Consider the following 24,722-nt stretch of genomic DNA (forward strand, 5'->3'; position numbering starts at 1 on the left):
CCATAGGGTTGAATTATCAGATCCATGGCACCATTCAATTTACGCTATCAAAAGATACGGGCTACCATGCCTCCCGTATCCCCGCCAATCATTCAACGATAGTCGAAAGGAGCATCACCGAATGTCCCTGCTGAACACCGAAGTCAAGCCGTTCAACGCCACCGCCTACCACAACGGCGAGTTCGTCGACGTGTCCGACGAGAACCTCAAGGGCCAGTGGAGCGTCTTCTTCTTCTACCCGGCCGACTTCACCTTCGTCTGCCCGACCGAGCTGGGTGACCTGGCCGACAACTACGAAGCGTTCAAGAAGCTGGGCGTCGAGATCTACAGCGTCTCCACCGACACCCACTTTACCCACAAGGCGTGGCACGACAGCTCCGAGACCATCAACAAGCTGACCTACCCGATGATCGCCGATCCGACTCACGCCATCTCGCGCAACTTCGAGGTGCTGATCGAGGACGCCGGTATCGCCGAGCGCGGCACCTTCGTGGTCGACCCGGACGGCAAGATCCAGATCATCGAGCTGAACGCCGGCAACATCGGCCGTAACGCCGAAGAGCTGCTGCGCAAGGTCAAGGCCGCCCAGTACGTGCGCGCCAACCCGAACGAAGTCTGCCCGGCCAAGTGGGAAGAAGGCGAAGAGACCCTCTCTCCCTCTCTGGACCTGGTCGGCAAGATCTAAACGATCTGCCCCTGCCGGCGAGGCCCCTCACGGCCTCGCCTGTCCCCACCCGGGCATCCCCTGCCCGGGTCTCGATTCAGGAAGTTTGAGCGACCGAGGCGCCCCGCGCGGGAAGCCACGGGATCCTCATGCCTCCGTCTTGAACCCCGAACATGAAGGAATGCCGCTGTCATGTTGGACGACAATCTGAAAAGCCAGCTCAACGCCTATCTTAAGAAGGTCACTCAGCCGTTCGAGATCGTCGCGTCCCTCGATGACGGCGACAAGTCCAAGGAACTGCACGGTCTGCTGACCGACATCGTCGGGCTGACCGACAAGATCACCCTGAAGCTCGATGGTCAGGACACCCGCACGCCCTCCTTCGCCCTGAACCGTCCCGGCGAGGAGAGCGGCGTGGTCTTCGCCGGCATCCCCATGGGCCACGAGTTCACCTCGCTGGTGCTGGCGCTGCTGCAGATCGGCGGTCATCCGCCCAAGGCCTCCGAGGAGGTGATCGAGCAGATCAAGAGCCTCGACGGCGAGATGCGCTTCGAGACCTACTTCTCGCTCTCCTGCCAGAACTGCCCGGACGTGGTCCAGGCGCTGAACCTGATGGCGATCCTCAACCCCAACGTCCACCATGTCGCCATCGACGGCGCGCTGTTCCAGGACGAGGTGAAGGCGCGCGAGATCATGTCGGTGCCGAGCGTCTACCTCAACGGCGAGCCCTTCGACCAGGGCCGCATGAGCCTGGAGCAGATACTGGCCAAGGTGGACACCGGCGCCGCCGAGCGCGAGGCCGCCAAGCTCAACGACAAGGCCACCTTCGACACCCTGATGATCGGCGGCGGGCCCGCCGGCGCCGCGGCGGCGGTCTACGCCGCGCGCAAGGGCATCCGTACCGGCGTCGCCGCGGAGCGCTTCGGCGGCCAGGTGCTCGACACCCTGGGCATCGAGAACCTCATCTCCGTGCCCCGCACCGAGGGCCCGAAGCTGGCCGCGGCGCTGGAGGAGCACGTCAAGGAGTACGAGGTCGACATCATGAACCTGCAGCGGGCGGTGTCGCTGGTGCCGGCCACCCAGCCGGGCGGCGAGCACGAGGTGGCGTTCGAGTCCGGTGCCCGCCTGCGTGCCAAGACCCTGGTGTTGGCCACCGGCGCCCGCTGGCGCGAGATGGGCGTGCCCGGCGAGGCCGAGTACCGCAACAAGGGCGTGGCCTACTGCCCCCACTGCGACGGCCCGCTGTTCAAGGGCAAGCGCGTGGCGGTGATCGGCGGCGGCAACTCCGGCGTCGAGGCGGCCATCGACCTGGCCGGCATCGTCGGCCACGTGACGCTGCTCGAGTTCATGGACGAGATGCGCGCCGACGCGGTGCTGCAGAAGAAACTGCGCAGCCTGCCCAACGTCGAGATCATCCTCGGGGCCCGCACCACCGAGGTGAACGGCGACGGCAAGCGCGTCGACGGTCTGACCTTTGAAGAGCGCGCCACCGGCGAGCTGCGCCGGGTCGACCTGGAGGGCGTCTTCGTGCAGATCGGCCTGGTGCCCAACACCGAGTGGTTGCAGGAATCACCCATCGAGCTCTCCGAGCGCGGCGAGATCGTCGTCGATAACCACGGCATGACCTCGATCCCCGGCATCTTCGCCGCCGGCGACGTGACCACCGTGCCCTACAAGCAGATCGTCATCGCCATGGGCGAGGGCTCCAAGGCCGCCCTCGGCGCCTTCGACTACCTCATCCGGCAGTGATCCAACGGCCCGGGCATCGCTGATGCCCCTCGACCGGTCCTTCCATGCCCCCGTCGGTGAACCCGGCGGGGGCATGGTCGTTAATGGCAGGGCGTCATGCCGCCCGGCCGGGTGCCGGGGGCGGCGTCAGTCGAGCAGCCATAGGAAGGGCAGCAGCGAGACGGCGAGCACCGCGGCGGCCAGCAGGGCCAGCAGCAGCGTGCGGACCGGCCGGCGCCGGAGGCGCCGCCACAGGGTCGGCGCCTCGCCGCGGGCGGCGAGGCGCGCCTGCTCGTCGCGCACCTGCGCGCCGAGCGTCTGCTGGTAGGCGTCGATCAGCGCGCGGGCCTGCTCCCGCTGGGCCTCGTCGCGCAGCCAGATGGCCGCCACGCCGAGCCCCCAGAAGCCGGCGCGGGTCTCGTAGCTCGCGATGGCGTGCTCGTCGAGCAGGCGACGCACCTCCTCGGCTTCCTCGTCGGGCACGTTGCCCAGGTGAAACAGCAGCTTGGCCATCTTGCTCTCCGTCAGTGTTCGCGCCCGTCGCCGCCCGGGACGGGCGCCCGTGCGCAGAGGCGGCGCATGCGCGTGATCGCCTCGCCGGCCCCGTCCAGGCTGAAGGCCATGTACCAGGGGTCGTCCTCGCCGCGCATCAGGCGCAGGCGCAGCAGCTCGCCGTCGGCCATCTCGTCGAGCAGCGGGTCCAGCTCGGCCAGCGCGATGCGCACGTAGAAGCCGCGGTCACCGCGCTCGGTAATGAAGGCGGCACGGCCGCTGTGGATGGGCGCGTGATCGACGCGCAGGTCGGCGGGGACGCGATTCACCGTGGCGCTCTCGGGCTGGTAGTCGTCGAGCGCCACGCGAAGCTCCAGCCAGGGCAGGTCGCAGGCCCCGGCGCTGGCGTTGACGCTGAAGATCGAGTCGCTGTAGCTCTGCTGGTCGATGGCGCGGAAGTGGCGCGCCTCGCCGAGCGTAAGGGCCAGGGAGTGCCAGCCGCCATGGGCCCGGACGTCGCTGGTGTTGTAGTTCGTGGCCGCGGCGGGGCCGGCCAGCAGCAGGCCTGCTGCCAGGAGCAGCGTCGAGCACAGTGGCAGGAACGGGGCGAGACGGGAGCGGCGGGGCATGGCAGGGGCTTCCTCGGACCGGGACGCGCCCGAGGCTAGCATGGGGCGGCGGGGCTGTCTTGCGCTCCGCCGCCGGTGGAGCGCCCCGCTCAATGGGCGGTGTGCGCGTCCATCTCGGCTATGGCGCCGCCCAGCTCGCCGCGTCCCAGGCGCCCCAGCAGGTCGAGGTCGATCTCCTCATGGGTCACCAGCCGGCCGCCATGCTCGTCGCGGAAGGCCTCGGCATCCCCGCGTGCGGCGAAGGAGGCCAGGGTATGGCCCATGGCGCCGCGGCGGTCATGGCCGACCACGTACCAGGCGTCGCTGGCCGGCACGAAGGCCTCGTCCGCGGGCTGCTGCCAGGTCGTCTTGCCGATGTCGTGGACATAGGCGTGGGAGAGGCGGGTCTCGTTCTCCGGCTGCTTGAGGAAGGTGAAGAGCTCCAGGGTCGAGCAGAACTTGCTCGGCGTGTCCTGCCCCTTCAGGAAGGCCTCGCCCTTCGGGCCGGGGAAGTCCTGGATCAGCATGCCGCAGACGTGACAGCTGTCGCCGTCCGCGATGGGCACCGGAGCGGCGAGGGTCTCGGGGTCGGATTCGCTGCATCCGGTGAGCAGCACCAGGAGCAGCGTCAGCAAGATAGGTAAGCGGGGCATGGCAAGACTCCGGAACATGGGGGGCTCAGGCCGAACGGTGGCGGAAGCGCAGCAGGGCCAGGCCCAGGGGAACGAGGATCCAGGCCATCAGGATCGGCACCACCACGGCGGGCTGGAAGGCCCCGCCCTCGGCGATGGCGGTCAGGCCGATGTAGCTGCGGGCCGCCTCGACGCCGGCCAGATTGATCAGGCGGAAGCATTCGATGGGATTGAGCAGCAGCAGCCAGGGCAGCCAGTCACCACCCCGCTCGACGCTGACCAGCAGGGCCAGCAGCCCCAGGTCGAAGACCAGCACGAAGAGGAACCACACCACCAGGGCGAGCCCCGCGGCCCGGGCCTTCTCGGTGACGCAGACGCTGATCAGGTAGGCGAAGGCGATGAAGACCCAGCCCAGCAGCACGCTGCTGGCGATCAGCAGGCCCATGCCGGCGCTGAGCTCCGCGAGGGCCACGCCATCGGCGGCCAGCGCGATCACCGCCCCGGCGATCCCGAAGCCCAGCGTCGTCGCGGCCCCGAGGATCAGGCCGTGGCCCAGGAACTTGCCGAGCAGCAGCGAGGTGCGACTGATGGGGTAGGTGAGCAGCAGCAGCAGGGTGCCGGCCTCCTGCTCGCCCACCACGGCATCGTAGGCCAGCAGCAGGGCGATCAGCGGAATCAGAAACACCGCCAGGGTGGCCAGGCTGACCAGGGTCGTGGCCAGCGAGGTGAAGCCCAGCCCGCCGCTGGCCGCGGCCCCGAACCAGGCAATGCCCACGGCCAGCAGGGCCAGCACCAGGGCGATGGCCAGCACCCAGCGGTTGCGCAGGCCGTCGCGGAACTCCTTGCCGGCGATGGTCAGAATGGCAGTCATCGGGCGTCTCCCGAGGCGGGCCCCCGCGGGGCTGCAGGCGCCGCGGAGAAGTGGGTGTAGAGGTGTTCCAGGGTCGGCGGCAGCAGCTCGATGTCGTTCACGCCGGGCAGGGCGGTCAGGCGGCGCAGCACGGCGAGCTTGGCGTCGGCGGGCACCGAGAGCGTCACTTCGTGGCCGTTGACGGGTCTGGCCTCGATGCGCGGGTCCTCCCAGCCGTGCCGCCAGTCGTGGTCGTGCATGGCCCCCCAGGCGCGGATGGTCAGCGGCAGCGACGCCTGTCGGCGCAGGGCCTCCATGTCGCCCAGCGCCAGGCGTCGTCCGCCGCCCAGGATCAGGGCGCGATCGATGTAGGGTTCCACCCCGGGCAGCATGTGGGACGAGAGCAGCACCGTGCAGCCCCGTTCTCGCAGCTCGCGCACCGTGTCGTAGAAGTCGCGGGTGGCCGCGGGATCGAGCCCGGTGGTGGGTTCGTCCAGCAGCAGCAGGCGCGGCTCGCCGAGCAGCGCCTGGGCCAGGCCCAGGCGCTGGCGCATGCCCTTCGAGTAGGTCTTCACGCGTCGGTCGGCGGCGGGGCCCAGGCCGACCCGCTCGAGCAGGGCGTCGACCTGGCGGCGATCGGCCCGCTTGAGGCGGGCGAAGTAGTCGAGCACCTCGCGGCCGCTCAACTGCTCGTAGAAGCTGACGTTCTCGGGCAGGTAGCCCAGCCGTCGGCGCAGGGTCTCGGCATGGGGGCCGTCGGGGGCGCCACCGAGCACCGAGACGCGCCCGGCGCTGGGCGAGAGCAGGCCGAGGATCAGGTGCATGATGGTGGTCTTGCCGGCGCCGTTGTGGCCGAGCAGGGCCAGGACCTCGCCCTCGTTGACCGAGAGGTCGAGGGCGTCGAGGCGCACCAGGTCGCCGTGGCGCTTGGTCACGCCCTGAAAATCGATCACCGCGGTCATGCGTCGGCGTCTCCGAGGTTGGGTTGATTCAGGCCGGGGGCATTCATGTCGGGTGCCGTCATCAGGGGGGCGCTGTCCTTGACCCCCTGGGGACGGAACACCGGGAACTGGCGCTGTATCCAGCGCAGGGCGAGGACCGCGGGGCTGTGCATCAGCAGGCGGGCGACCGGGTAGCGCCACAGCAGGCGGTCCATGGCATCGTTGGGCTCGAAGGGGGTATCGCCGATGCCGTCGCCGGCGAGATCCCAGCCCAGGTAGTTGCTCCAGTAGTTGCCGCGGCCCGCCTCGGACCATTCCTGGGGGCGGGTGGCCACGTACATCACCTGCTGATGGTTGTCGATGAAGGCGTTGCCCACCACGGCATTGTCCTCGGAGCCGGCGGTGAGGTGGATGCCGATGTCGCTGTCGGCGAAGCGGTTGCCCTTGAAGCGGTTGTACTGGGCGTTGTAGACGAACAGCGCCTTGCCGGCGGCGCCACTGACCAGCCCCTGGCCCTGGGCGTCCCGTCGCTGCTGGATGCCGGTGACGCGGTTGTCGCGCAGGGTGGAGTGGGTGATGTTGTTCATCAGGATGCCGTAGTGGCGGTCGTTATCCGAGCGGTTTCCAATCACCGTCAGCCGCTTGGACTGCATCAGGGCATAGCCGGTGCGGGTGCCCCGGGTGACATTGTTCACCAGCCGGTTGTCGTGGGCGTACATGTAGTGCACGCCGTAGCGCAGGTCTGCCATGTGATTGTCGCGCAGCAGGCTGTCGCGGCTGGTATCGATGTAGATGCCGTCGCGGGTGCGGCGGATGTCGTTGCCCTCCACCCGCACGTCCACGACGTTGAACAGGTGGATGCCGTTGCCGCGATCCTGGGAGCGCAGCGTGGCGTCGCCGCGAATCACGTTGTCGAGGACCTGCACCTCGCTCACGGCGTCGAGCCAGATACCGAAGCCGGGGCCCGTGAGGCGTGCGTCGCGGATCACGCTGCCGGCGGCGCGCTTCTCGACGAAGATGCCGGCATCCATGTCGGTCAGATTGGCCCCCCAGTTCTCGATGGCGAGGCTCTCCAGCACGATGTCCGGGGCGGCGAGGACCACGGCATGCCCCTCGCCGCCGCCGTCGATCGCCGCGCCCGGCTCGCCCGAGAGGGTGAGGGTACGGTCGATGATCACGGGGCCAGGGTAGCGGCCCTGGGGCAGCATCAGGCGGTCGCCGTCGCTGGCGCGGTCGACCAGCGGCTGCAGCGGCTCGCCGGGGCTGGCCGTCCAGACGGCGGCCAGCAGGTCGCCCGGCAGCCACGCGAGCAGCCAGGCGACGAGAATCGGTGTCGGGACGACGCGAAGCAGTCGTCGGATCATGCGTCTCTCCGCGAACAAGCGGGAAAGTCCGAGGGCAATACGCTTGGCCGTCATCGCTCGAGGCTGTTCCGAGGGCAAACCGTCGAGGAGGCGCTGTGAATACTTCCCTGTACGCTACCGACGCCGTCCCTGGCGTAGGACCTCCGCTTTGGTTTGCCCCCGGTGCCTCTCACTCCGAGGCTAACGGCTTACCCTCCCTTGGCCAGCTATCGGGGTTCGATAGCGATCAGGCCTTCTCGACCAGCATGCGGCCGGTCATTTCCATGTGCATGGCATGGCAGAACCAGGAGCAGTAGTACCAGTACACCCCGGGCCTGTCGGCGGTGAAGGTGACGCTGGAGGTCTGCTGCGGGCCAATCTCCATGGAGGCGCCGTGGTTGACCATCACGAAGCCGTGGGTCAGGTCCTCCACCTGGTCGAGGTTGGTGACCGTCACGGTCACCTCGTCGCCCTGCTTGACCTTGAACTCGGTCAGGCCGAACTGCGGGGCGATCGAGGTCATGTAGACGCGCACCTGGTTGCCGTCGCGGACCACCTTGTTGTCGCGCTCGAGGGTGACCCCGTCCGCCTCGGCCATGGCGCGCGTCTCGGCGAAGAAGGGATCGTCGCGGGTCCAGACCCGGCTCGGGTTGAGCTGGTCGGCGCGCAGCAGGATGCAGTCGTGGGGCTCGGCGAAGGTGGGGCCGTCATGGACCAGTTTCATCTCCTCGCCGGAGATGTCGATCAGCTGGTCGTTCTCCGGGTGCAGCGGGCCCACCGGCAGGAAGCGGTCCTTGGAGAACTTGGAGAGCACCACCAGCCACTTGCCGTCCGCGTCCTTGGACTCGGTGAGGCTGGCATGGTTGTGGCCCGGCTGATAGTGGACGTCGAGCTTCTGGCGCAGGTAGTTCACGTCCTCGCTGTTATAGGCGCGGATGGCGTCCTCGATGTTCCACTTGGCCACCTGGCTGTCGATGAACAGCGTGGTGTAGGCGTTGCCGCGACCGTCGTAGGTGGTATGCAGCGGCCCCAGGCCCAGTTCGGGTTCGCCGACCACGGCGTCGCGGGGCTCGATGGCGCCGTCGAACAGCTCGGGCAGCTTGTCGATGGCGATGATCGAGACGGTCGGCGAGAGCTTGCCGTTGGCGATGAAGTACTTGCCGTCCGGTGAGGTGTTGAGGCCGTGGGGGTTCTTGGGCACCGGAATGTAGCGGGTCAGCTTGGAGCCATGGCGGCCGTCGAGGACCGGCACCTCGCTGTCGCCCAGGGTCTCGAACTCGCCGGCGGCCACCGCGGCCTCGATCGCCTCGACGTCGAACACCACGACCCAGTCGCGCTCGGCACGCATGGTGTCGGCCAGCGTCATGCCCTTCTCGGAGTTGTAGCAGGTCGAGGCCACGAAGCGGCCGGTGTAGTCGGCGTCGGTGTTGTCGAGGTTGCCATCGACGATCACCTGCCAGGCCACGTCCATGCTCTCGGCATCGATGGCGTTGAACATGGTGAAGTAGTTGTCGGGACTCTCCAGGTCGCGGCCGTCGTTGACCTGCGGGATCGGCAGCTCGGCGTTGGCGAAGACGTACTTGGTGTGCGGCACCTTCTGCAGGCGCAGGCCGTGGATCGCCTGCACGTTGGGAATGCTGGTGATCTTGTCCGTCTTCATGATGTCGAGACGGATGCGGGCCACGCGGGTGTTGGCCTTGTCGTTGATGAACAGGTACTTGCCGTCGTAGCTGCCATCGGTCATGGAGATGTGCGGATGGTGGCAGTCGCCGTTGAGGAAGCGCGACGAGTCGCCGAGGATGCGCTTCGACTCGTTGGTGATGCCCCAGCCGGTGGCGCTGTCGACGTTGAAGACCGGGATGCGCATCAGCTCGCGCATGGAGGGGATGCCCAGCACCCGAACCTCGCCCTGATGGCCGCCGCTCCAGAAGCCGTAGTACTCGTCGAGTTCGCCGGGGGCGATCTCGACGCCGTTCTCGGCGGCCTGCGCCTCGCGGCTGCTCATCAGCGCGCCGGCACCGAAGCCGCCGGCGAGCCCGGCGCCGGCGACGCCGGTCACCGCGCTGTTGCGCAGGAAGTGGCGGCGGCCGAGGCTTTCGATCTCTTTCTTCTTGTCTACCATGGTTTCACTCCTCCTGAAGAGTCGGGATTCGCTGCAGCTTGCGGTCTCCGGCGGTGCCGGGGTCATGGGTCTCGACGCCACCCTTGCCCGCGGCCAGGCGTGCCGCCTTCTCATAGCGCTTGCGGCGCTTGATCACCGGCGGGCAGCGCTGGTCGTCGTGGTAGGTGATCTGGCAGTCGAGACAGTAGTGACACTCGTTGGCATTGATGTGGCCGTCGGGGTGGATGGCAGCCACTTCGCATTCGTTGGCGCAGATCTGGCACGGGCTGCCGCAGTCATTGCGGTGCCGCTTCAACCAGTCGAACAGTCGCAGGCGGGCGGGGATGGCCAGGCCGGCCCCCAGCGGGCAGACGTAGCGGCAGTAGAACTTATGGTTGAAGGCCGAGATCGCCACCAGCGCCAGGGCGTAGAGCAGAAAGCCCCACTCGCGCTGGAAGCGCAGGGTGATGGCGGTCTTGAAGGGCTCCACCTCGGCGTAGCGCTCGGCGGTACCGAGCGAGTGCAACGAGACCGCGAAGAGCCCCAGCAGGAGGATGTACTTCACCGCCCATAGGCGCTCGTGGAGAGCGAAGGGCACCTCGATCTGCTTCACGCCCAGCTTGCGGGCGGCCTTGTTGACCAGGTCCTGCAGCGCCCCGAAGGGGCACAGCCAGCCGCAGAAGACGCCGCGCCCCCACAGCAGCAGGCTGACCGCCACGAAGGACCAGAGGATGAACATCATCGGGTCGATCAGGAAGGAGCCCCAGCTGAAGCCGCTGATCAGCGAATTGGTGAAGGTCAGGATGTTGACCACCGATAGCTGGGCCAGGGAGTACCAGCCGATGAACACCAGGGTGTAGACCAGGAAGCCCAGGCGCAGCGGGCGCAGGATCCGCGGATGGCGCGCCAGCACGTCCTGGAACAGCATGACGATCGTCAGCACGATGAGGCCCGCGGCCAGCACGGCGATCTGGAACGCCTTGTCGCGCCACACCTGGACCCAGATCGGCTCCTCCACCGGCGGCTCGGGGCGCTCGATGTAGGCCTCGGGGACGCTGTAGTCGGCGCTGAAGCGGCGGAACTCGGTGTCCAGGGGGCCGGAGGCGCGGCGCACCAGCAGCTCCAGCTGCCAGGGCCGGCCGGGATCGAAGGCGGCCGCGTCGCGAACGATGAAGATGTCGCGCTCGTCGAGGCGCGGAGCCCCCTCGATGTCCAGCCGGCCCAGGCGGATATGGTCACGGTCGTGAAAGCTGACCGTGGTGTTGCCCTGGGCGAGCTCGATGCGATCGAAGATGCCGCCGCGCACGTAGCCCGAACCCTTGAAGGAGTAGTCGCCGCGACCCATGACCGCGATGGCGTGTTCGCCCTCGTCCAGCTCGGCCATCAGCTGCTCGTACTCGGTCTCGCCCAGCAGGTTGCGGCCGGCCGTGGGCGGGTTCAGGTAGGTGGTGAAGAGCTCGATGAAGGTCCGGTCGGCCGGCTGCGGGGTGTGCAGGTAGTCCTCGGCGGGGCTGCCGGCGAAGGCGGCGTCGACCTCGCCATGGGTCAGGCGCAGGCGGCGGATGGTGCCGTCGCCGGTGAGCGTCGCCCAGTCGGCGGGCGTGAAGCGCTCCGGAAGGACTCGCGCCGGTGGGGCGGCGGACGGATCGGCGATCAGCCCCTGTTCGGCGGCGACCTGCCGTGCGGCCCGGGTGATGGTGTCACTGACGACGATGACGGTGACGGTGGCGCCGGAGATGGCGTCCAGTTCCTCACCGATCTTGAGGCGGTCGTTGACGTGGGCGGGCACGTGGTCGTCGGCGAAGCCCTCGAGCTTCGACTCGGGGATGCCCACCAGCATGATGGGTTCCTCGTGGCCGAGGATGTCGGCCTGGACGATACGTCCCTCGAGATCGATGCCCACCAGCAGGTTGACCGGCTTGCCCGAATAGGCCGGGATCGGTGCCACGTCGACGCTCTCGAAGGCATAGCCGATGAGGTCATCCCCGGCGTACACCTCGCTCACCGGCCACTGGGACTCGGCGGCCTCGAGTCGATCACTCTCCGGAAACCCCTCGCGAACCTGGGCCAGCTCGAGGGCCTGCAGCGACGAGGAGAGCAGTAACAGGCCAAGAGCGAGTAACAGCCCGAGCCATCGGGCCGCGATCCTGTGGCGTATCGACATGGCGGCTCCCGGAGGAAAAGCGCATGGGAAGGGCGGGCATGCCGCCCTTCAGTCAGTCGGCCAGCCCGACGGCCGGCCGGGGGGCTCAGGGCGTGAGGCTGGCGTAGTAGGCGGCGATATCGGCGATATCCTCGTCCGAGAGCGCCTGGGCCTGAGGCGTCATCATCGCGGACATGCCACCACCGCGCTCGCCGGCCCGATAGGCCTTGAGGGCGCTCACCAGGTAGTCGGCGTTCTGACCGGCGAGGTTCGGATAGATGGGCGCGGTGGCCTGGCCGTCGGTGCCGTGACAGGCGGCGCAGGCGGCGACCTTGCCCTCTCCGGCGGCGGGATCTCCGGCGGCCTGGGCGTCCAGGGCGAGGAAGGCGCTGCCCAGCAGGGCCACAGCGATCAAGGATTTCATAACGTACCTCCAGAATGCATCTTTATAGGTATAAAAAAACCTGTCCCGGTCGAACGCCGTGTCAGGCGAGTCATGTGATGATGCCAGCTGCCACCTGGATCTGGCTTGACATGCATCATGTTCAGCCTAGCCTGCGCAGCGAGAGAGGAAAAGGAAGCGCTAATGCAGGCGAGGGCGGAACGTCTCAATCACCGGGCGGAGGATCATTGAGCTGCAGCAGCCTGACCAGCGCGGGGCGCTGGGGGCCGAGCAGGTCGGCCAGGGTGTAGCGATCGAGCACGGCGATAAAGGCGGCGAGGGCCTCGGCCAGGATCGGCTTGAGCCGACAGGCAGGGGTGATCACGCACTCGTTGCTGTCGCCGAAGCACTCGACGAGCTCCAGGTCGCGCTCGGTGGCGCGCACCAGCTCGCCCAGCGGAATGTCCTCGGGTCGGCGCTTGAGCACCAGGCCACCGTTCTTGCCGCGTATGGCGGTGAGATAGCCCTGGTGGTTGAGGTCCTGCACCACCTTCATCAGGTGGTTGCGGGAGATCTCGAAGCGCTCGGCGATCTCGTTGATGGTCGAACGCTCCTCGCCCTTGACGGCCAGGTAGAGCAGGACTCGCAGCGAATAGTCGGTGAAACGGGTCAGGTGCATGGCAATCCCGGCGCGTCGGGCGCTTCGATGGGTTGGATAGGCGGAAGAGCCCCCATTCTACCACTCTGCCAACCTCGGCCGCTGCGCCGCGGCATTCGGTCCCGAAGGCGGCCGTTCGAGCAGGATTGGCAAGACCGCTTTTAAGATGTAATTTACATGCATGTTAAAGGTCCCTGTCAATGCGCCAGGTCAAGTTTCGGATGAGCGTCGGGCCGATCGGGGACCCGCGTGGACGCTATTCTTTCCGCTCGCCGCCCTGCAGGCGGCGCTGGCGCTGCCGCTATCGCTGGCGGTGATGGCAACCGGGTCAGGGTGGCTCTCCGGGCTGGCAACACCGGCCGCCCATGGACGGGAACTGCTGTTCGGCTTCGCCCTGGCGGTGATCGCCGGCTATCTGCTGGGACCGCTGCCTAGGCGGCGACGGATCCTGCTGGCGGGGCTGTGGCTGGTCGGACGCCTCGGGTGGCTGGCCCCGCCCATGGCCTGGCCGGCGCTGCTGGCCGAGGCGACCTTCGCCCTGCTGCTGGCCGCGGGCATGGTGCCGCGCTTTCTGGCCGCGAAGAAGTGGCGAAACCGCCTGCTCTCCCCGCTGCTGGGGCTGCTTTGCCTGCTGGCCGTGGCCAGCCTCGCGGTGCGAGCCCTCGCCCCGGAGCATCTCCCGCCCCTGCTCCATCAGGGCGTGCTCTGGCTGCTGTTGCTGATGGTCTTCATGGGCGGGCGGGTGATCGCGCCTGCGCTCAACGGGCACCTGATGGCTCGCGAGCGGGCCGCGGGCGCGGGCGTGCAGCCGCGCCTGGAAGCCGCCCTCCTGGGCCTGTTGGTAAGCGTCGGTCTCCTCGTCACTCAGCGCGCGCTATGGCCGCTGGCCGGTGCGCTGCTCGCCCTGGCCTGGCTGCTGATCCCGATGCGCCTGTGGCGCTGGTCGCCCTGGCGGCTACGGGACCGCCCCGACCTGCTCGCCTTGCTGCTGGGGTACGCCTGGCTGGGCGTTGGAGCGCTGCTCGTGGCGGCCGATCTGCTGGCCGGTATCGCGCCGACGACTCGCCTGCATGCCGTGACAGTCGGGGCGCTCGGCACGCTGGCCAGCGGCATCATGCTGCGTCAGGCCATCCTGAGGGCCAAGGGGCAGCCGGCCGAGGAGCCGTGGCTGGTGGTCCTGGCGGGGCTGTTTGCCCTGGCGGCCGGGCTGCGGCTCGCCATGCCCCTGGCGGGGAGCGGCTGGCACCTGCTGCTGTGGGGCGCGGCCGGTTGCTGGAGCCTGGCCTGGCTGCTGGTGGTCTGGCGGCTGCGGCACTGGTCCCGCCGCGCGGCGATGCGTGCCTCGGCGCGCGCCGCGACCCCGGCGGCGGCAACTTGATCTGGGTCAGCTACCCCTTCGAGGGTACCGACGGGCCCGGTCGCGGCTGGCATAATTCGTCCAACGGTGACGGCTGCGGCCGCCGCCCTTCGGTTCAAGAGGCTCGATTCGCTCATGCAAGATACCCTGCCGTTCATCCGTCCCCTGGTCGAGAAGTACGATCGCCCCGGCCCGCGCTACACCTCCTATCCCACGGCGCCGCAGTTCCAGGCGGCCTTCGCCGAGGATGACTACCGGGCCGCCGCCGAGCGCAGCAACCGGGCCGCCTCGCCCAAGCCGCTGTCGGCCTACGTGCACATCCCCTTCTGCGAGAGCCTCTGCTACTACTGCGCCTGCAACAAGATCATCACCCACAACCGGCAGCGTGCGGCGGAGTATCTGGCCTGGCTCAAGCGGGAGATCGCGCTGCAGGGGGCACTGTTCGACGAGTCGCGGCGCATGACCCAGCTGCACCTGGGTGGCGGTACCCCGACCTACCTCGACAACGACCAGCTCGGCGAGCTGATGGCGGCGCTGGACGCGGCCTTCCACTTCGCCGCCCCCGAGGAGCGGGAGTTCTCCCTCGAGGTGGACCCGCGCACCGTGACCCCCGCGCAGATCCACGAGCTTTACGCCCTGGGCTTCAATCGCCTGAGCTTCGGTGTGCAGGACTTCGATACTCGGGTGCAGGAGGCGGTCAACCGCATCCAGAGCGAGGAGCAGGTGCTGGAGCTGGTGGCGGCGGCCCGCGAGGCGGGTTTCCAGTCGGTGAGCGTCGATCTGATCTACGGCCTGCCGTTGCAGACCGTGGCGAGCTTCGACGAGACGCTTGCCAAGATCATCGCCCTGCGCCCGGATCGCATCGCCACCTACAGCTATGCTCACCTGCCGGAGCTGTTCAAGGCGCAGCGGCTGATCCGCCCCGAGGACATGCCGCCGCCGGAGCGCAAGATCGAGCTGCTGGAGCTGATCATCCGCCGTCTCACCGCGGCGGGCTACGTCTACATCGGCATGGATCACTTCGCCCTGCCCGAGGATGAGCTTTCGCTGGCCCGCGAGAACGGCACCCTGCAGCGCAACTTCCAGGGCTACTCGACCCACGCCGACTGCGACCTGATCGGCCTCGGCAACACCGCCATCGGCAAGGTCGGTGACAGCTACAGCCAGAACGTCAAGGAGACCGCCCAGTACCAGGCGCGCCTCGAGCAGGGCCGGCTGCCGGTGATGCGCGGCTACCGCCTCAACGCCGACGATGTGCTGCGCCGCGACGTGATCAACGCCCTGATGTGCCACGGCCGCATCGACTTCGCCGCGATCGAGGCGGCCCACGGCATCGTCTTCCGCGACACCTTCGCCGAGGCCCTCGAGGAGCTTACGGAGATGGTCGACGACGGCCTGCTTTCCATTACCGATACCGCCATCGAGGTGCTGCCCGCCGGGCGGCTGATGATGCGCAACGCCGCCATGGCCTTCGACGCCTACCTGAGCCACAGCACCGGGCGCTACTCGCGTACCGTCTGACCCCGACGGCCATTCCGCGCCACGCGGTTCCCCCGCCCAATGCAGCGCGGCGCCCCTCGGGGCGCCGCGCTGTCTTGTTGCTTCAGTCTGGCCTCTTCTGGCCTCTGCCCCGGCGCCTCGGGATCAGCAGACGCCCTGCTCGATCATGGCGTCGGCGACCTTGCGGAAGCCGGCGATGTTGGCGCCCAGCACCAGGTTGGTGGGGTCGTCGAACTCGGCGGCGGTCTCGGCGCACTGCCGGTGGATGTTGGCCATGATCGCCTTGAGCTTGGCGTCGACCTTCTCCAGCGGCCACTGCTCCATGCTGCTGTTCTGGGCCATCTCCAGCTGGCTCGTCGCCACGCCGCCGGCGTTGGCCGCCTTGCCGGGGCCGTAGGCGATCTTCGCCGCCAGGAAGCGATCCACCGCCGCGGCGGTGGAGGGCATGTTGGCGCCCTCGCTGATGCAGGTCACGCCGTTGCCCAGCAGCGTCTCCGCGTCGGCCTCGGTCAGCTCGTTCTGGGTGGCGCAGGGGAAGGCGACCTCGCCCTCGAGCCGCCACACCGCGTGGCCATCGGCCGGGTAGTCGCCCGTGGGGATGTAGCGGGCCTGGGGGTGCTGTGCCAGGTAGGCCTCCAGCGAGGTGCGCTGGACCTCCTTGAGCTCACGCAGCAGCGCCAGGTCGATGCCGCGCGGGTCATGCAGGGTGCCGCGGGAGTCGGAGCAGCTGACGGGCATCGCGCCGAGCTCAAGGAGCTTCTCGATGGTGTAGATCGCCACGTTGCCGGCGCCGGAGACCAGGCAGGTCTTGCCGGCGAGGGTCTCGCCGCGGGCCGCGAGCATGTTCTCGGCGAAGTAGACGGCGCCGTAGCCGGTGGCCTCCTTGCGCCCGATGGAGCCGCCCCAGTTGAGACTCTTGCCGGTCAGCACGCCCTCGTAGCGGCCGGTCAGGCGCTTGTACTGGCCGTAGAGGAAGCCGATCTCGCGCGCGCCCACGCCGATGTCGCCGGCCGGCACGTCGGTGGTCGGGCCGATGTGCCGGTAGAGCTCGCTCATGAAGGCTTGGCAGAAGCGCATGATCTCGGCGTCCGAGCGCCCCTTGGGATCGAAGTCCGAGCCGCCCTTGCCGCCGCCGATGGGCAGGCCGGTGAGGGCGTTCTTGAAGATCTGCTCGAAGCCCAGGAACTTGATGGTCCCCGAGGTCACGCTGGGGTGGAAGCGCAGCCCGCCCTTGTAGGGGCCGAGGGCCGAGTTGAACTGGATGCGATAGCCCTTGTTGACCTGCACCTTGCCTTCGTCGTCGGTCCAGCAGACGCGAAACATGATCTGCCGCTCGGGCTCGACGATGCGCTCGATGATGTTGTGGTCGAGGTAGTGGGGGCTGCGCTCGAAGAGCGGGCGCAGGCACTCGAGCACCTCCTCGGCGGCCTGGTAGAACTCGGTCTGGGCCGGGCTGCTCTTGCGCAGGGCCTCGAGGGTGTCGTGCACGTAGGGCATGGGGCGATTCCTATGCAGTGGAAAAAGGTTCCACGCACTATATGCCAATGCACCATTATGCAGCAAGCGCATGGGTCATGCAGGGATTGGGCATGGTTTTGATGCGAAATCCCTTCAAAACCGCACAAATCTATGCACCACAATAAAACATAAAATATATTTAATAGATGGTGAGTCAACGTTGATGCCCGATCCGGGGCGAGCAAGGCGGGCAAGGATCGCGTCAGCACCGGGGAAAAACCGGGGCGGCCGGGGGAGAGTGAGGCAGATATCGGCAGGACAGCGCCTGGGGCAGGGCGGGGGGATCAGGCAGCCTGCCGGCGCCGCCACTTCCTCCGGCGACGAGCACCCCGCCGCCTCGCTGGAGCCGCGTCGCGGCGGGGCCTGGGCGGTGCGAACGGCCCCGCGGCGTGATCGCGTGCGTTGAGGCGATTCTTGCACATCTTGTGCTTGAGTCTTTCCAGTGGTCTATATATGGTACGCAGCCCTCGGGGAGCACGGTGCTGGCGACGCCTTGACGCATGTCAGTGCAGGCGGTTTAGATGCCCCCTAGGATGAGCGCTTCGGTGGCCCAGCCGCCTCGACGTCATCAGGAGAATCCTCATGTCTCTGCCCCATCCGCCGTTGTCGCTTGTGCGTCCGCCCACCCCGAGCCGCCTGATCCGCGCCCTGGACCCCCGGGTGCCGCTGGGCGTCAAGCGTCGGCTGGTGGAGCCGCTGCTCAACCGCACCTTCGCCGAGCCGCTCGCGGAGGGCGAGTTCGATGCCCTGGAAGGGCGTCGGATCAGCCTGACCGTCGAGGACCTCGGCGTGACGCTGACCCTGAGTCTCGCGGATCAGCGCCTGTTGCTCTGCCGCGAGCCCGGCGAGGCGACCATCCGCGGCGGCTGGCGCGAGTTCCTGTGCCTGGCCACCCGGCGCGAGGATCCCGACAGCCTGTTCTTCCAGCGTCGCCTGCTGATCGAGGGCGACACCGAGCTTGGCCTGACGGTCAAGAACCTGCTCGACGGGCGCGAGGAGGGCCTCGCCCAAGGGCGCCTCGGCGAGTGGCTGCTGCGCCTGGAGCGTCTCACGGCGCGCGATCGCTGATCTCGCGGCCCGCCGGCGCCGGGCGGGCCCGACTGTTCTATTGATATTGATATCGACTCACCCTGACACCGCTCTGGAGACCCCCGACATGAGCACATCCGCCAAGGCCGTCAAGACCTCCAACGAGGTGCCCCTGCAGGTGCCGTCCCGCGATATCTGGGACGCCAAGTATCGCCTCAAGGACCGTCACGGCCACCCCGTGGACAAGGACGTTCATGCCACCTGGGAGCGTGTCGCCAAGGCCCTGGCGGCGGTGGAGGGCGACCAGGCCGAGGCGTGGCTGCCGAAGTTTCGCTGGGCGCTGGAGAACGGCGCCATCCCGGCGGGGCGGATCATGTCCAATGCCGGTGCCGAGGCCTACAAGCCGGCGGTGAGCCTTATCAACTGCACCGTCTCGCGTACCATCCGCGACTCCATGCACGACATCCTCGACTCGGTGGTGGATGCCGGCATGACCCTCAAGGCGGGCTGCGGCATCGGCTACGAGTTCTCCACCCTGCGCCACAAGGGCGCCTTCGTGTTCGGCGCCGGCGCCGGCACCAACGGCCCGCTGGCGTTCATGGATATCTACGACAAGATGTGCTTTACGGTGGCCTCGGCCGGCGGACGCCGCGGCGCCCAGATGGGCACCTTCGACGTCGGCCATCCCGATGTGAAGAGCTTCATCGAGGCCAAGCGCGAGGCGGGCCGCCTGCGCCAGTTCAACCTCTCGCTGCTGATCACCGACGAGTTCATGGAGGCGGTGAAGCAGGATGCCGACTGGCCGCTGGCCTTCCCCCTCCACGAGGGCGAGAAGGACGACGTCGAGGAGAGCGAGCTGATCTACCGCGACTGGCCGGTGATCGAGGAGGGCTACACCGTCGATGACGAGGGGCGCGTGGCCTGTCGCATCGTCGAGGTGATCAAGGCCCGCGAGCTGTGGGACACCATCATGGCCTCGACCTACGACTTCGCCGAGCCGGGCTTCATCCTGATCGACCAGGTCAACCGCATGAACAACAACTGGTTCTGCGAGGAGATCCGGGCGACCAACCCCTGCGGTGAGCAGCCCCTTCCCCGGGAGGGCGCCTGCCTGCTCGGCTCGGTGAACCTGACCCGCTTCGTCATCGATCCCTTCGGCAAGAAGCCGCGCTTCGACTGGGAGCGCTACCGCCAGGTGGTGGCGATCTTCACCCGCATGCTCGACAACGTGGTGGAGATCAGCGGCCTGCCGCTGCCCGGCCAGCGCCGCGAGATCGAGGCCAAGCGCCGCCACGGCATGGGCTTCCTGGGCCTGGGCTCGACCCTGACCATGCTCAAGATCCCTTACGGCTCGCCGGAGTCGCTGGCCTTCACCGAGGAGGTGAGCCGCAACCTGGCCCTGGAGGGTTGGAAGCAGGCGCTGGAACTCGCCCGCGAGAAGGGCGTGGCGCCGGCGCTCGCCGAGGACTACGAGATCACCCCGCGGATGATGCGCGATTTTTTAAAAAAGAAGAAGACGGCATACGAGATCGGCGACAAGGTGCCGGGCCGCATCCTCCACGCCCGCTACAGCCGCTATATGCAGAAGGTCGCCGAGGTGGAGCCGGAGCTGGTCGCTCAGCTCGCCGAGCACGGCGCGCGCTTCACCCATCACAGCTCGATCGCCCCCACGGGCACCATCTCGCTGTCGCTGGGCAACAACGCCTCCAACGGCATCGAGCCCTCGTTCTCGCACCGCTACTTCCGCAACGTCATCCAGTCGGGCAAGAAGACCAAGGAGCAGGTCGAGGTGGTCTCCTTCGAGCTGGCCGCCTATCGCCACTTCATTGCCGCCGAGGCGGTGGAGAGCGATCTGCCCGACTACTTCATCACCGCCGACGCGGTGAGCCCGAAGCAGCACGTGGCGGTGCAGGCGGCGGCCCAGGTGTGGGTCGACTCGGCGATCTCCAAGACGGTCAACGTGCCCACGGAGTTCGCCTTCGAGGAGTTCAAGGACCTTTACCTGGACGCTTACGCCAGCAAGCTCAAGGGCTGCACCACCTTCCGCTTCAACCCCGAGGCCTTCCAGGGCGTGCTGGTGCGCGAGGACGACCTCAAGAACACCACCTACGTCTTCGAGCTGGAGAACGGCGAGACCGTCGAGCTCGCCGGCGACGAGAAGGTCATCTACGACGGCGAGGAGCACAACGCGGCGAACCTCTATGACGCGCTCAAGGAAGGCACCTATGGCAAGTGGTAAGTCGATCTGCCTGATGCCCAGCGTTAATCACAAACTTTCCGGAGGAGCCTCCTGATGGCCGTCGAGATCAATTCCAAGATCGTGTCCTACAGCGTCAAGAAGGCGGTGGAAGAGCCGCCGCTGGCCGAAGAGAACCCGCTCACGGTGCGCATCCCCTCGCGTCCCGAGGGGACCCTCGAGGCCGTGTCGGAGAAGATCTCCTACGTCGGTGCCGAGGGGCGCAAGAAGGTCTACCTGCTGGTGTCGTTCATGCCGGTGGAGGGCGTGGTCAACGGCAAGCGGGTGGTGATCGAGCGTCCGGTAGAGTTCTTCTTCCCCTCGGGCCAGCTCTCCAGCGAGCACCAGTGGATCACCGCCACCATGCGCAGCCTGTCGCTGGCCGCCCGGGGTGGCTACGTCACCCAGGCGGTGGCCGACCTGCGCAAGGTGGCCTGGGACAAGGGCCTGGTGCGCTGCGGCATGAACCGCTGGGGCAAGCCGGTGTTCCACGACTCCGAGGTCGCGGCCATCGCCTGGTCGATCCAGCAGATCCTCTACCGTCGCGGCTTCCTCGACCAGGACGGCAACCAGGTGCCGGTGGAGGAGCTGGTCAGCCGCTACGCCCAGCGCCTGGCGAGCGGCCATCCCTGGCACCCGCCCACCCCGGAGGAGCTCGAGCAGGCCGAGCGCCAGGCGCAGGAACACAGCGGCGGCGGCCCCGCCGTGGTCGGCCACTGCCCGGAGTGCAACGGCGAGCTGATCATGATGGACGGCTGCCCCACCTGCTACTCCGGCTGCGGCTGGTCCAAGTGTGGATAAGCGGGCCCGCCAAGGGCCCTGTGGATAACGCCGGCCGGCCCGGCTGAACGGCCGCCAGGGCCAGAAAAAAACGCCCCGGGACGCAGTGCGCCCCGGGGCGTTGTTGCTCAATGAGGTGTTGCTCAATGCTCAGTGGGCACTGGCATTACCTGCGATCACGCTGTGCACCTCCTCGAGGTAGTGCACGTAGTTCACGTAATCCTCGACGAACTCCCGGCCGAGCTCGGGGCTGTCGTCGGCCCGCTGCTTGGCCGCGAGGGTGGCCTCGAAAGCCGAGCGGGCCTGCCGTTCGAACTGCTCGACCACGCGCGCCAGGAAGGCATCGATCTCACCCTCTTCCAGTGAGCGGTCGGCCGCCTGGATGGCTGGATCGATGTCGCCTGCCGGTTTGATGCCGGTGAAGGGAGCGCCTTCCGAGGTACGGTGAATCTCCACCAGGGTGGCAAAGAACTGCTTGTCGGCCAGTTCCTGGGCGTCGTCGCTGAGCTTCCTCACCGCCAGTGTCTTGTCGAAGCTCTCTGCTAGTGCGGTTTCATCCTTGGCCGGTACCCACTTGCGCAGAGGGCTGATATCGCCCGAGTCGAGGGCCCTCTGGGCTTCCGTGATCAACGGGCCGTCCATGGCATCGCAGTGGGCGAGCGCCGGCGTTACCAGTGACAGGGAAAGGGCGAAAGTGGTACCGATGGCCAGAAGTTGCTTACGAAGTGGCAGTGTCATGGTGTCTTGCTCCAACGTCATGGATGAGTCAGTCGAGTTGCTGATCGACTGTGCCTCCATGCTAGGGAGCCGAGACGTCGGGGTCGTTCGAAAACCTGAGCTCGAACCCCTTTGGAAATCCTTTTAAATCAGTATCCTGATGGTTCGTTATTCGGGGAGCGGAAAGTCGAACACCGAGAGGTTGGGTGATGAGCGTGGTGACTGGCTATGAGCGAGCACGATAGGCGCTGGGTGTCATGCCGGTGGCCTTCTTGAACGCCGTGTTGAACACCGACTTGGAGTTGAACCCCGAGTCGTACATCACCTGCAGAATGGTGGTGCCGGGATCATCCACCTGCAGTCGCCGGCGAGCCTCGGCGATGCGGTAGTCGCTGACGAATTCGAAGAAGCTCTTCTCGAGTCCCCGATTGATGGTGCGTGACAGTTCTCTTGCAGGCACACCGAGCTGGCGTGCCAGCTGTGCCACGGAAAGGTTGGCATCCAGGTAGGGTTTGGCCTCTGTCATGTGGGTCGCGAGGCGCCGCAGCAGTTCATCATCCACGTCTTCCTCTGGTGCGTCCGGGTCGTCGTCGCTCTGGGCAAGGCGTGCTTCCTCGGCGCTCAACCCCGAGAAGATGACGGGCTGGCGCAGGGCGTTAATGACCAGGTAGTTGATGAACAGGAAGCCGGTCACGGCAGCTATGGCGGAGACCCACTGGACGCTGGCATTGCTCTTGAAGACATGGGCGGAGAGGCAGTAGAGCAGGCTGAGGGTCCAGACGAAGGCGTAGCCGATCAATAGCATGCGCAGCCAGGCCAGCTGCTTGTTCTCAGGGTTCGAGAAGAGCTGGCGCACCGTGGTGCCGAAGCGGCCGAGGGCTCGAATGGTGGCCCACAGGTAGCCGAGGAACACCAGGTGGATGGCCGCGGCCAGCAGGGGAGAGCTCAGCACGCCCGGGTGGTCGCGGCTCATCAGTATCTGGAGCTTCACCTCGCCGGGTTGCAGGTAGTACTCCACCAGGAAGATGGCCGAGACCACCCAGAACAGCAGGGTATGGATGGCGTGTCCTGGAACGAGCCGGAAGTCGCGATACATCAGCGACTTTGCGTAGAGATAGAGCAGGCCCGCCTGGAGCAGGCCCATCAGGGTGCCCAGGTAGGCCAGGTTCGGATGCCGCAGGGCGACGCCGGTGGAATAGAGGAAGACCTCGCCGAGGCCGGCTGCGAAGGCGAGGAGGCTGGCCGCCAGCAGCCGGTTGCTGACTTGTCGAAAGGTCTCGGGCAGCAGCAGGAAGGCGGCCAGGGCCAATGACTGCAGGATGCTGGTGGCCAACAGGATATCGGCAAGCGTCAGATACATGATTGAGGCCTATCCTCGGTTTGCCGGCTCAGACGCGCAGCTCGACGCCCTCGAAGTGGGGCGCCAGCCGGCGCACCAGCGCCGCCAGCGCCTCCCGGGGCGGGGCGCCGGCCACCGGCAGGCAGTAGTCGGGGTCGCGGCAGCGCTCGAGGCGGGCCAGCTGCAGGGCGTAGTGGCGCACGCCGCAGTCGGCCAGGGTCATCGCCAGGCGCTCCAGGTCGTCCAGGGAGAAGTCACGCCAGTGCACCGTGGTGCGACACTCGAAGGGAGTCGCGCCCTCCAGCAGCAGCGAGAGGCTGCGGGCCAGCGGCTGCCAGATGCCGCGGCGCCCGCAGATCCGGTCGACGTCCCGCCCGCGCCCCTTGATGTCCAGGGCCACCCAGTCGAGCCGCGGCAGCAGGTCGGCCAGGCGCTCCGGATAGGGGCCGGCGGTTTGCAGTCCCACGGCCAGCCCCAGCGCGCGGGCCTGCTTGACGGCGCGCGGCAGGTCGGCATGCAGGGTGGGCTCGCCGCCGCTGAACACCACGGCATCGAGCCCCTCGGTCCGGGCCATCAGGAAGGCGTGCATCGCCGGCCATTCGCCGGGATCGCCGCGGCGCGGGACGGCCATCTCGCTGACCTCGCAGTAGCCGCACTGCAGCGGGCAGCCCTGGAGGTGGATCACCGCGGCGCGACGGCCGGGGAAGTCCGTCGTGCTGAGCGCGGTCAGGCTCGCCACCGGCAGGCGGATGTCGCCGGCGCCGGGCCGCCCCCCGCCCGGCGTGCTCACGGCGCGGCCACGCCGCGGGTGTTGTCCATGCCGGGACGGCCATACCAGTAGCCGTCGCAGACCTCGGCCTCCACCAGCGCCAGCGGGTCGCGGGCGGGCAGCGCGCCATGCCGCGCCGCATCGAAGGCGTCGACCACCTCGGCCATGCCCTCGGCGCGCGGGCTCAGTCGGGCGCTTGCCACGCCCATCCCGGCCATGGTCGGCAGCTCGTGGCGCAGGTCCTGGCAGGCGCCGGAGAGGGTCTGGATGCCGTTCAGCGTGAACACCTCCCGCGATTCCTGGGAGCGCAGGGCGAGGCCCTCGGGATACTGCTGGCAGACGAACTGGCAGCGGTCCTTGGGCTTCTGATGGCGCCGGGCGGTGAAGCAGCGCGACGACCAGGCGAGCGGCAGGTGGCCGTAGGCGAAGACCTCGCAGTGCTGCTCGAGCCCCTGGTCGCGGCAGTCGGCCAGTAGCCGGGTGAGGTCTTCCCGGGACATCTCCACCGGCGCCTGCCAGCCCTGCATGCCGGCCCGCGCCAGCACGGCGAGCGAGGCCGGGTTGTAGAGGTTCAGCGCGGCCCCGGCGACGAACGGCAGCCCGGCGGCGGCGAGGCGCTGCACCGCGCTCTGGTCGTTGGCCTCGACCGTGAACTCGCCGTTGTCGCAGAGCTTGCGCAGGTCGCGCAGGTCGGCCTCGGACTCGATCAGGGTCTGGCTCGCCAGCACCACTCGCTTGCCGCTCTGGGCCAGCTCGCGGCCGAGTCCCAGCCAGTCGTCGAGCTTCATGTCGCGGCGCCGCGAACAGACCGACTCGCCCAGGGTGACGGTCTCGACGGGCCAGTCGGCGGCCGCGCGGTAGAAGTCGACGTACTGCTCGCGGGTCCAGTAGAAGAGCACCGGGCCCAGGCTCAGTTCCAGGGTCGTGGCGGTCAT

Annotated in this window: 22 protein-coding genes; 7 read left to right on the plus strand and 15 right to left on the minus strand. The window is 67.8% G+C overall.

Going from position 1 to position 24,722, the window contains the following annotated elements:
• Window positions 1-121 precede the first annotated feature (121 nt).
• Together ahpC and ahpF are read left to right on the plus strand one after the other, a co-directional pair.
• Window positions 122-685, plus strand: a complete 564-nt coding sequence (ahpC, locus tag ACGTNG_RS08290) for an alkyl hydroperoxide reductase subunit C (protein WP_394576540.1) — start codon at window positions 122-124, stop codon at window positions 683-685.
• A 171-nt stretch (window positions 686-856) separates the two neighbouring features.
• Window positions 857-2,413, plus strand: coding sequence for an alkyl hydroperoxide reductase subunit F (gene ahpF, locus ACGTNG_RS08295; RefSeq protein ID WP_394576541.1), 1,557 nt, complete (start codon window positions 857-859; stop codon window positions 2,411-2,413).
• A 126-nt stretch (window positions 2,414-2,539) separates the two neighbouring features.
• Here ahpF and ACGTNG_RS08300 read toward each other — a convergent pair whose 3' ends face one another.
• From ACGTNG_RS08300 to ACGTNG_RS08345, 10 genes are all read right to left on the minus strand, one after another.
• Complete coding sequence (locus ACGTNG_RS08300) at window positions 2,540-2,905, minus strand: DUF6164 family protein (RefSeq protein WP_394576542.1); 366 nt, start codon at window positions 2,903-2,905, stop codon at window positions 2,540-2,542.
• An 11-nt stretch (window positions 2,906-2,916) separates the two neighbouring features.
• Complete coding sequence (locus ACGTNG_RS08305) at window positions 2,917-3,513, minus strand: hypothetical protein (protein ID WP_394576543.1); 597 nt, start codon at window positions 3,511-3,513, stop codon at window positions 2,917-2,919.
• Between the two features lie 89 nt (window positions 3,514-3,602).
• Complete coding sequence (locus ACGTNG_RS08310) at window positions 3,603-4,145, minus strand: nitrous oxide reductase accessory protein NosL (protein ID WP_394576544.1); 543 nt, start codon at window positions 4,143-4,145, stop codon at window positions 3,603-3,605.
• A gap of 25 nt (window positions 4,146-4,170) precedes the next feature.
• Window positions 4,171-4,995: an ABC transporter permease gene (locus ACGTNG_RS08315; RefSeq protein ID WP_394576545.1), complete on the minus strand. Its 825-nt coding sequence runs from the start codon at window positions 4,993-4,995 to the stop codon at window positions 4,171-4,173.
• On the minus strand, window positions 4,992-5,936 hold the full coding sequence (locus ACGTNG_RS08320; RefSeq protein WP_394576546.1) for an ABC transporter ATP-binding protein: 945 nt from the start codon (window positions 5,934-5,936) through the stop codon (window positions 4,992-4,994). Before ACGTNG_RS08320 ends, ACGTNG_RS08315 begins: the two co-directional genes overlap by 4 nt.
• Window positions 5,933-7,279, minus strand: coding sequence for a nitrous oxide reductase family maturation protein NosD (locus ACGTNG_RS08325; RefSeq protein WP_394576547.1), 1,347 nt, complete (start codon window positions 7,277-7,279; stop codon window positions 5,933-5,935). The genes ACGTNG_RS08320 and ACGTNG_RS08325 overlap by 4 nt, the downstream gene beginning before the upstream one ends.
• A gap of 226 nt (window positions 7,280-7,505) precedes the next feature.
• Window positions 7,506-9,380, minus strand: coding sequence for a TAT-dependent nitrous-oxide reductase (nosZ, locus tag ACGTNG_RS08330; RefSeq protein ID WP_394576548.1), 1,875 nt, complete (start codon window positions 9,378-9,380; stop codon window positions 7,506-7,508).
• A gap of 4 nt (window positions 9,381-9,384) precedes the next feature.
• Window positions 9,385-11,523 carry a transcriptional regulator NosR gene (nosR, locus tag ACGTNG_RS08335; protein WP_394576549.1) on the minus strand — a complete coding sequence of 713 codons (2,139 nt, stop codon included), beginning with the start codon at window positions 11,521-11,523 and terminating at the stop codon, window positions 9,385-9,387.
• Window positions 11,524-11,608: 85 nt separating this feature from the next.
• Window positions 11,609-11,926, minus strand: coding sequence for a c-type cytochrome (locus ACGTNG_RS08340; RefSeq protein ID WP_394576550.1), 318 nt, complete (start codon window positions 11,924-11,926; stop codon window positions 11,609-11,611).
• A gap of 184 nt (window positions 11,927-12,110) precedes the next feature.
• Window positions 12,111-12,563, minus strand: coding sequence for an RrF2 family transcriptional regulator (locus ACGTNG_RS08345; protein WP_394576551.1), 453 nt, complete (start codon window positions 12,561-12,563; stop codon window positions 12,111-12,113).
• A 160-nt stretch (window positions 12,564-12,723) separates the two neighbouring features.
• On the opposite strand from ACGTNG_RS08345, the gene ACGTNG_RS08350 reads away from it, so the two are divergent.
• Complete coding sequence (locus ACGTNG_RS08350) at window positions 12,724-13,920, plus strand: NnrS family protein (protein WP_394576552.1); 1,197 nt, start codon at window positions 12,724-12,726, stop codon at window positions 13,918-13,920.
• A gap of 114 nt (window positions 13,921-14,034) precedes the next feature.
• Complete coding sequence (gene hemN, locus ACGTNG_RS08355; RefSeq protein ID WP_394576553.1) at window positions 14,035-15,420, plus strand: oxygen-independent coproporphyrinogen III oxidase; 1,386 nt, start codon at window positions 14,035-14,037, stop codon at window positions 15,418-15,420.
• 123 nt (window positions 15,421-15,543) lie between these two features.
• Here hemN and gdhA read toward each other — a convergent pair whose 3' ends face one another.
• Window positions 15,544-16,896, minus strand: a complete 1,353-nt coding sequence (gene gdhA / locus ACGTNG_RS08360; RefSeq protein WP_394576554.1) for an NADP-specific glutamate dehydrogenase — start codon at window positions 16,894-16,896, stop codon at window positions 15,544-15,546.
• A gap of 603 nt (window positions 16,897-17,499) precedes the next feature.
• Here gdhA and ubiT point away from each other — a divergent pair.
• The 3 genes from ubiT (at window position 17,500) to ACGTNG_RS08375 (ending at window position 20,983) form a co-directional block, all read left to right on the plus strand.
• Complete coding sequence (gene ubiT / locus ACGTNG_RS08365) at window positions 17,500-17,985, plus strand: ubiquinone anaerobic biosynthesis accessory factor UbiT (RefSeq protein WP_394576555.1); 486 nt, start codon at window positions 17,500-17,502, stop codon at window positions 17,983-17,985.
• Window positions 17,986-18,073: 88 nt separating this feature from the next.
• Complete coding sequence (locus ACGTNG_RS08370) at window positions 18,074-20,185, plus strand: adenosylcobalamin-dependent ribonucleoside-diphosphate reductase (RefSeq protein ID WP_394576556.1); 2,112 nt, start codon at window positions 18,074-18,076, stop codon at window positions 20,183-20,185.
• 54 nt (window positions 20,186-20,239) lie between these two features.
• Window positions 20,240-20,983, plus strand: coding sequence for a ribonucleoside-diphosphate reductase (locus tag ACGTNG_RS08375; RefSeq protein WP_394576557.1), 744 nt, complete (start codon window positions 20,240-20,242; stop codon window positions 20,981-20,983).
• 129 nt (window positions 20,984-21,112) lie between these two features.
• Here the strand turns inward: ACGTNG_RS08375 and ACGTNG_RS08380 are convergent, their stop codons facing one another.
• The 4 genes from ACGTNG_RS08380 to ACGTNG_RS08395 form a co-directional block, all read right to left on the minus strand.
• Entirely contained in the window at window positions 21,113-21,700 is a 588-nt protein-coding gene (locus ACGTNG_RS08380; RefSeq protein ID WP_394576558.1) for a DUF6448 family protein, read from the minus strand.
• Window positions 21,701-21,905: 205 nt separating this feature from the next.
• Window positions 21,906-23,039 (minus strand): AraC family transcriptional regulator, encoded by a 1,134-nt coding sequence (locus ACGTNG_RS08385; RefSeq protein WP_394576559.1) that lies wholly within the window; start codon window positions 23,037-23,039, stop codon window positions 21,906-21,908.
• Window positions 23,040-23,067: 28 nt separating this feature from the next.
• Complete coding sequence (locus ACGTNG_RS08390; protein WP_394576560.1) at window positions 23,068-23,808, minus strand: anaerobic ribonucleoside-triphosphate reductase activating protein; 741 nt, start codon at window positions 23,806-23,808, stop codon at window positions 23,068-23,070.
• On the minus strand, window positions 23,805-24,722 hold the full coding sequence (locus tag ACGTNG_RS08395) for a U32 family peptidase (RefSeq protein WP_394576561.1): 918 nt from the start codon (window positions 24,720-24,722) through the stop codon (window positions 23,805-23,807). Before ACGTNG_RS08395 ends, ACGTNG_RS08390 begins: the two co-directional genes overlap by 4 nt.

It is taken from the genome of Halomonas sp. B23F22_3, assembly GCF_043496965.1.
In the GTDB taxonomy this organism is placed as follows: Bacteria; Pseudomonadota; Gammaproteobacteria; order Pseudomonadales; family Halomonadaceae; genus Halomonas.

Coding starts and splice junctions, on each gene's coding strand:
- ahpC (WP_394576540.1), top strand. CDS start 122: ATGTCCCTGCTGAACACCGAAGTCAAGCCGTTCAACGCCACCGCCTAC.
- ahpF (WP_394576541.1), top strand. CDS start 857: ATGTTGGACGACAATCTGAAAAGCCAGCTCAACGCCTATCTTAAGAAG.
- ACGTNG_RS08300 (WP_394576542.1), bottom strand. CDS start 2,905: ATGGCCAAGCTGCTGTTTCACCTGGGCAACGTGCCCGACGAGGAAGCC.
- ACGTNG_RS08305 (WP_394576543.1), bottom strand. CDS start 3,513: ATGCCCCGCCGCTCCCGTCTCGCCCCGTTCCTGCCACTGTGCTCGACG.
- ACGTNG_RS08310 (WP_394576544.1), bottom strand. CDS start 4,145: ATGCCCCGCTTACCTATCTTGCTGACGCTGCTCCTGGTGCTGCTCACC.
- ACGTNG_RS08315 (WP_394576545.1), bottom strand. CDS start 4,995: ATGACTGCCATTCTGACCATCGCCGGCAAGGAGTTCCGCGACGGCCTG.
- ACGTNG_RS08320 (WP_394576546.1), bottom strand. CDS start 5,936: ATGACCGCGGTGATCGATTTTCAGGGCGTGACCAAGCGCCACGGCGAC.
- ACGTNG_RS08325 (WP_394576547.1), bottom strand. CDS start 7,279: ATGATCCGACGACTGCTTCGCGTCGTCCCGACACCGATTCTCGTCGCC.
- nosZ (WP_394576548.1), bottom strand. CDS start 9,380: ATGGTAGACAAGAAGAAAGAGATCGAAAGCCTCGGCCGCCGCCACTTC.
- nosR (WP_394576549.1), bottom strand. CDS start 11,523: ATGTCGATACGCCACAGGATCGCGGCCCGATGGCTCGGGCTGTTACTC.
- ACGTNG_RS08340 (WP_394576550.1), bottom strand. CDS start 11,926: ATGAAATCCTTGATCGCTGTGGCCCTGCTGGGCAGCGCCTTCCTCGCC.
- ACGTNG_RS08345 (WP_394576551.1), bottom strand. CDS start 12,563: ATGCACCTGACCCGTTTCACCGACTATTCGCTGCGAGTCCTGCTCTAC.
- ACGTNG_RS08350 (WP_394576552.1), top strand. CDS start 12,724: ATGTTAAAGGTCCCTGTCAATGCGCCAGGTCAAGTTTCGGATGAGCGT.
- hemN (WP_394576553.1), top strand. CDS start 14,035: ATGCAAGATACCCTGCCGTTCATCCGTCCCCTGGTCGAGAAGTACGAT.
- gdhA (WP_394576554.1), bottom strand. CDS start 16,896: ATGCCCTACGTGCACGACACCCTCGAGGCCCTGCGCAAGAGCAGCCCG.
- ubiT (WP_394576555.1), top strand. CDS start 17,500: ATGTCTCTGCCCCATCCGCCGTTGTCGCTTGTGCGTCCGCCCACCCCG.
- ACGTNG_RS08370 (WP_394576556.1), top strand. CDS start 18,074: ATGAGCACATCCGCCAAGGCCGTCAAGACCTCCAACGAGGTGCCCCTG.
- ACGTNG_RS08375 (WP_394576557.1), top strand. CDS start 20,240: ATGGCCGTCGAGATCAATTCCAAGATCGTGTCCTACAGCGTCAAGAAG.
- ACGTNG_RS08380 (WP_394576558.1), bottom strand. CDS start 21,700: ATGACACTGCCACTTCGTAAGCAACTTCTGGCCATCGGTACCACTTTC.
- ACGTNG_RS08385 (WP_394576559.1), bottom strand. CDS start 23,039: ATGTATCTGACGCTTGCCGATATCCTGTTGGCCACCAGCATCCTGCAG.
- ACGTNG_RS08395 (WP_394576561.1), bottom strand. CDS start 24,722: ATGACCGCCACGACCCTGGAACTGAGCCTGGGCCCGGTGCTCTTCTAC.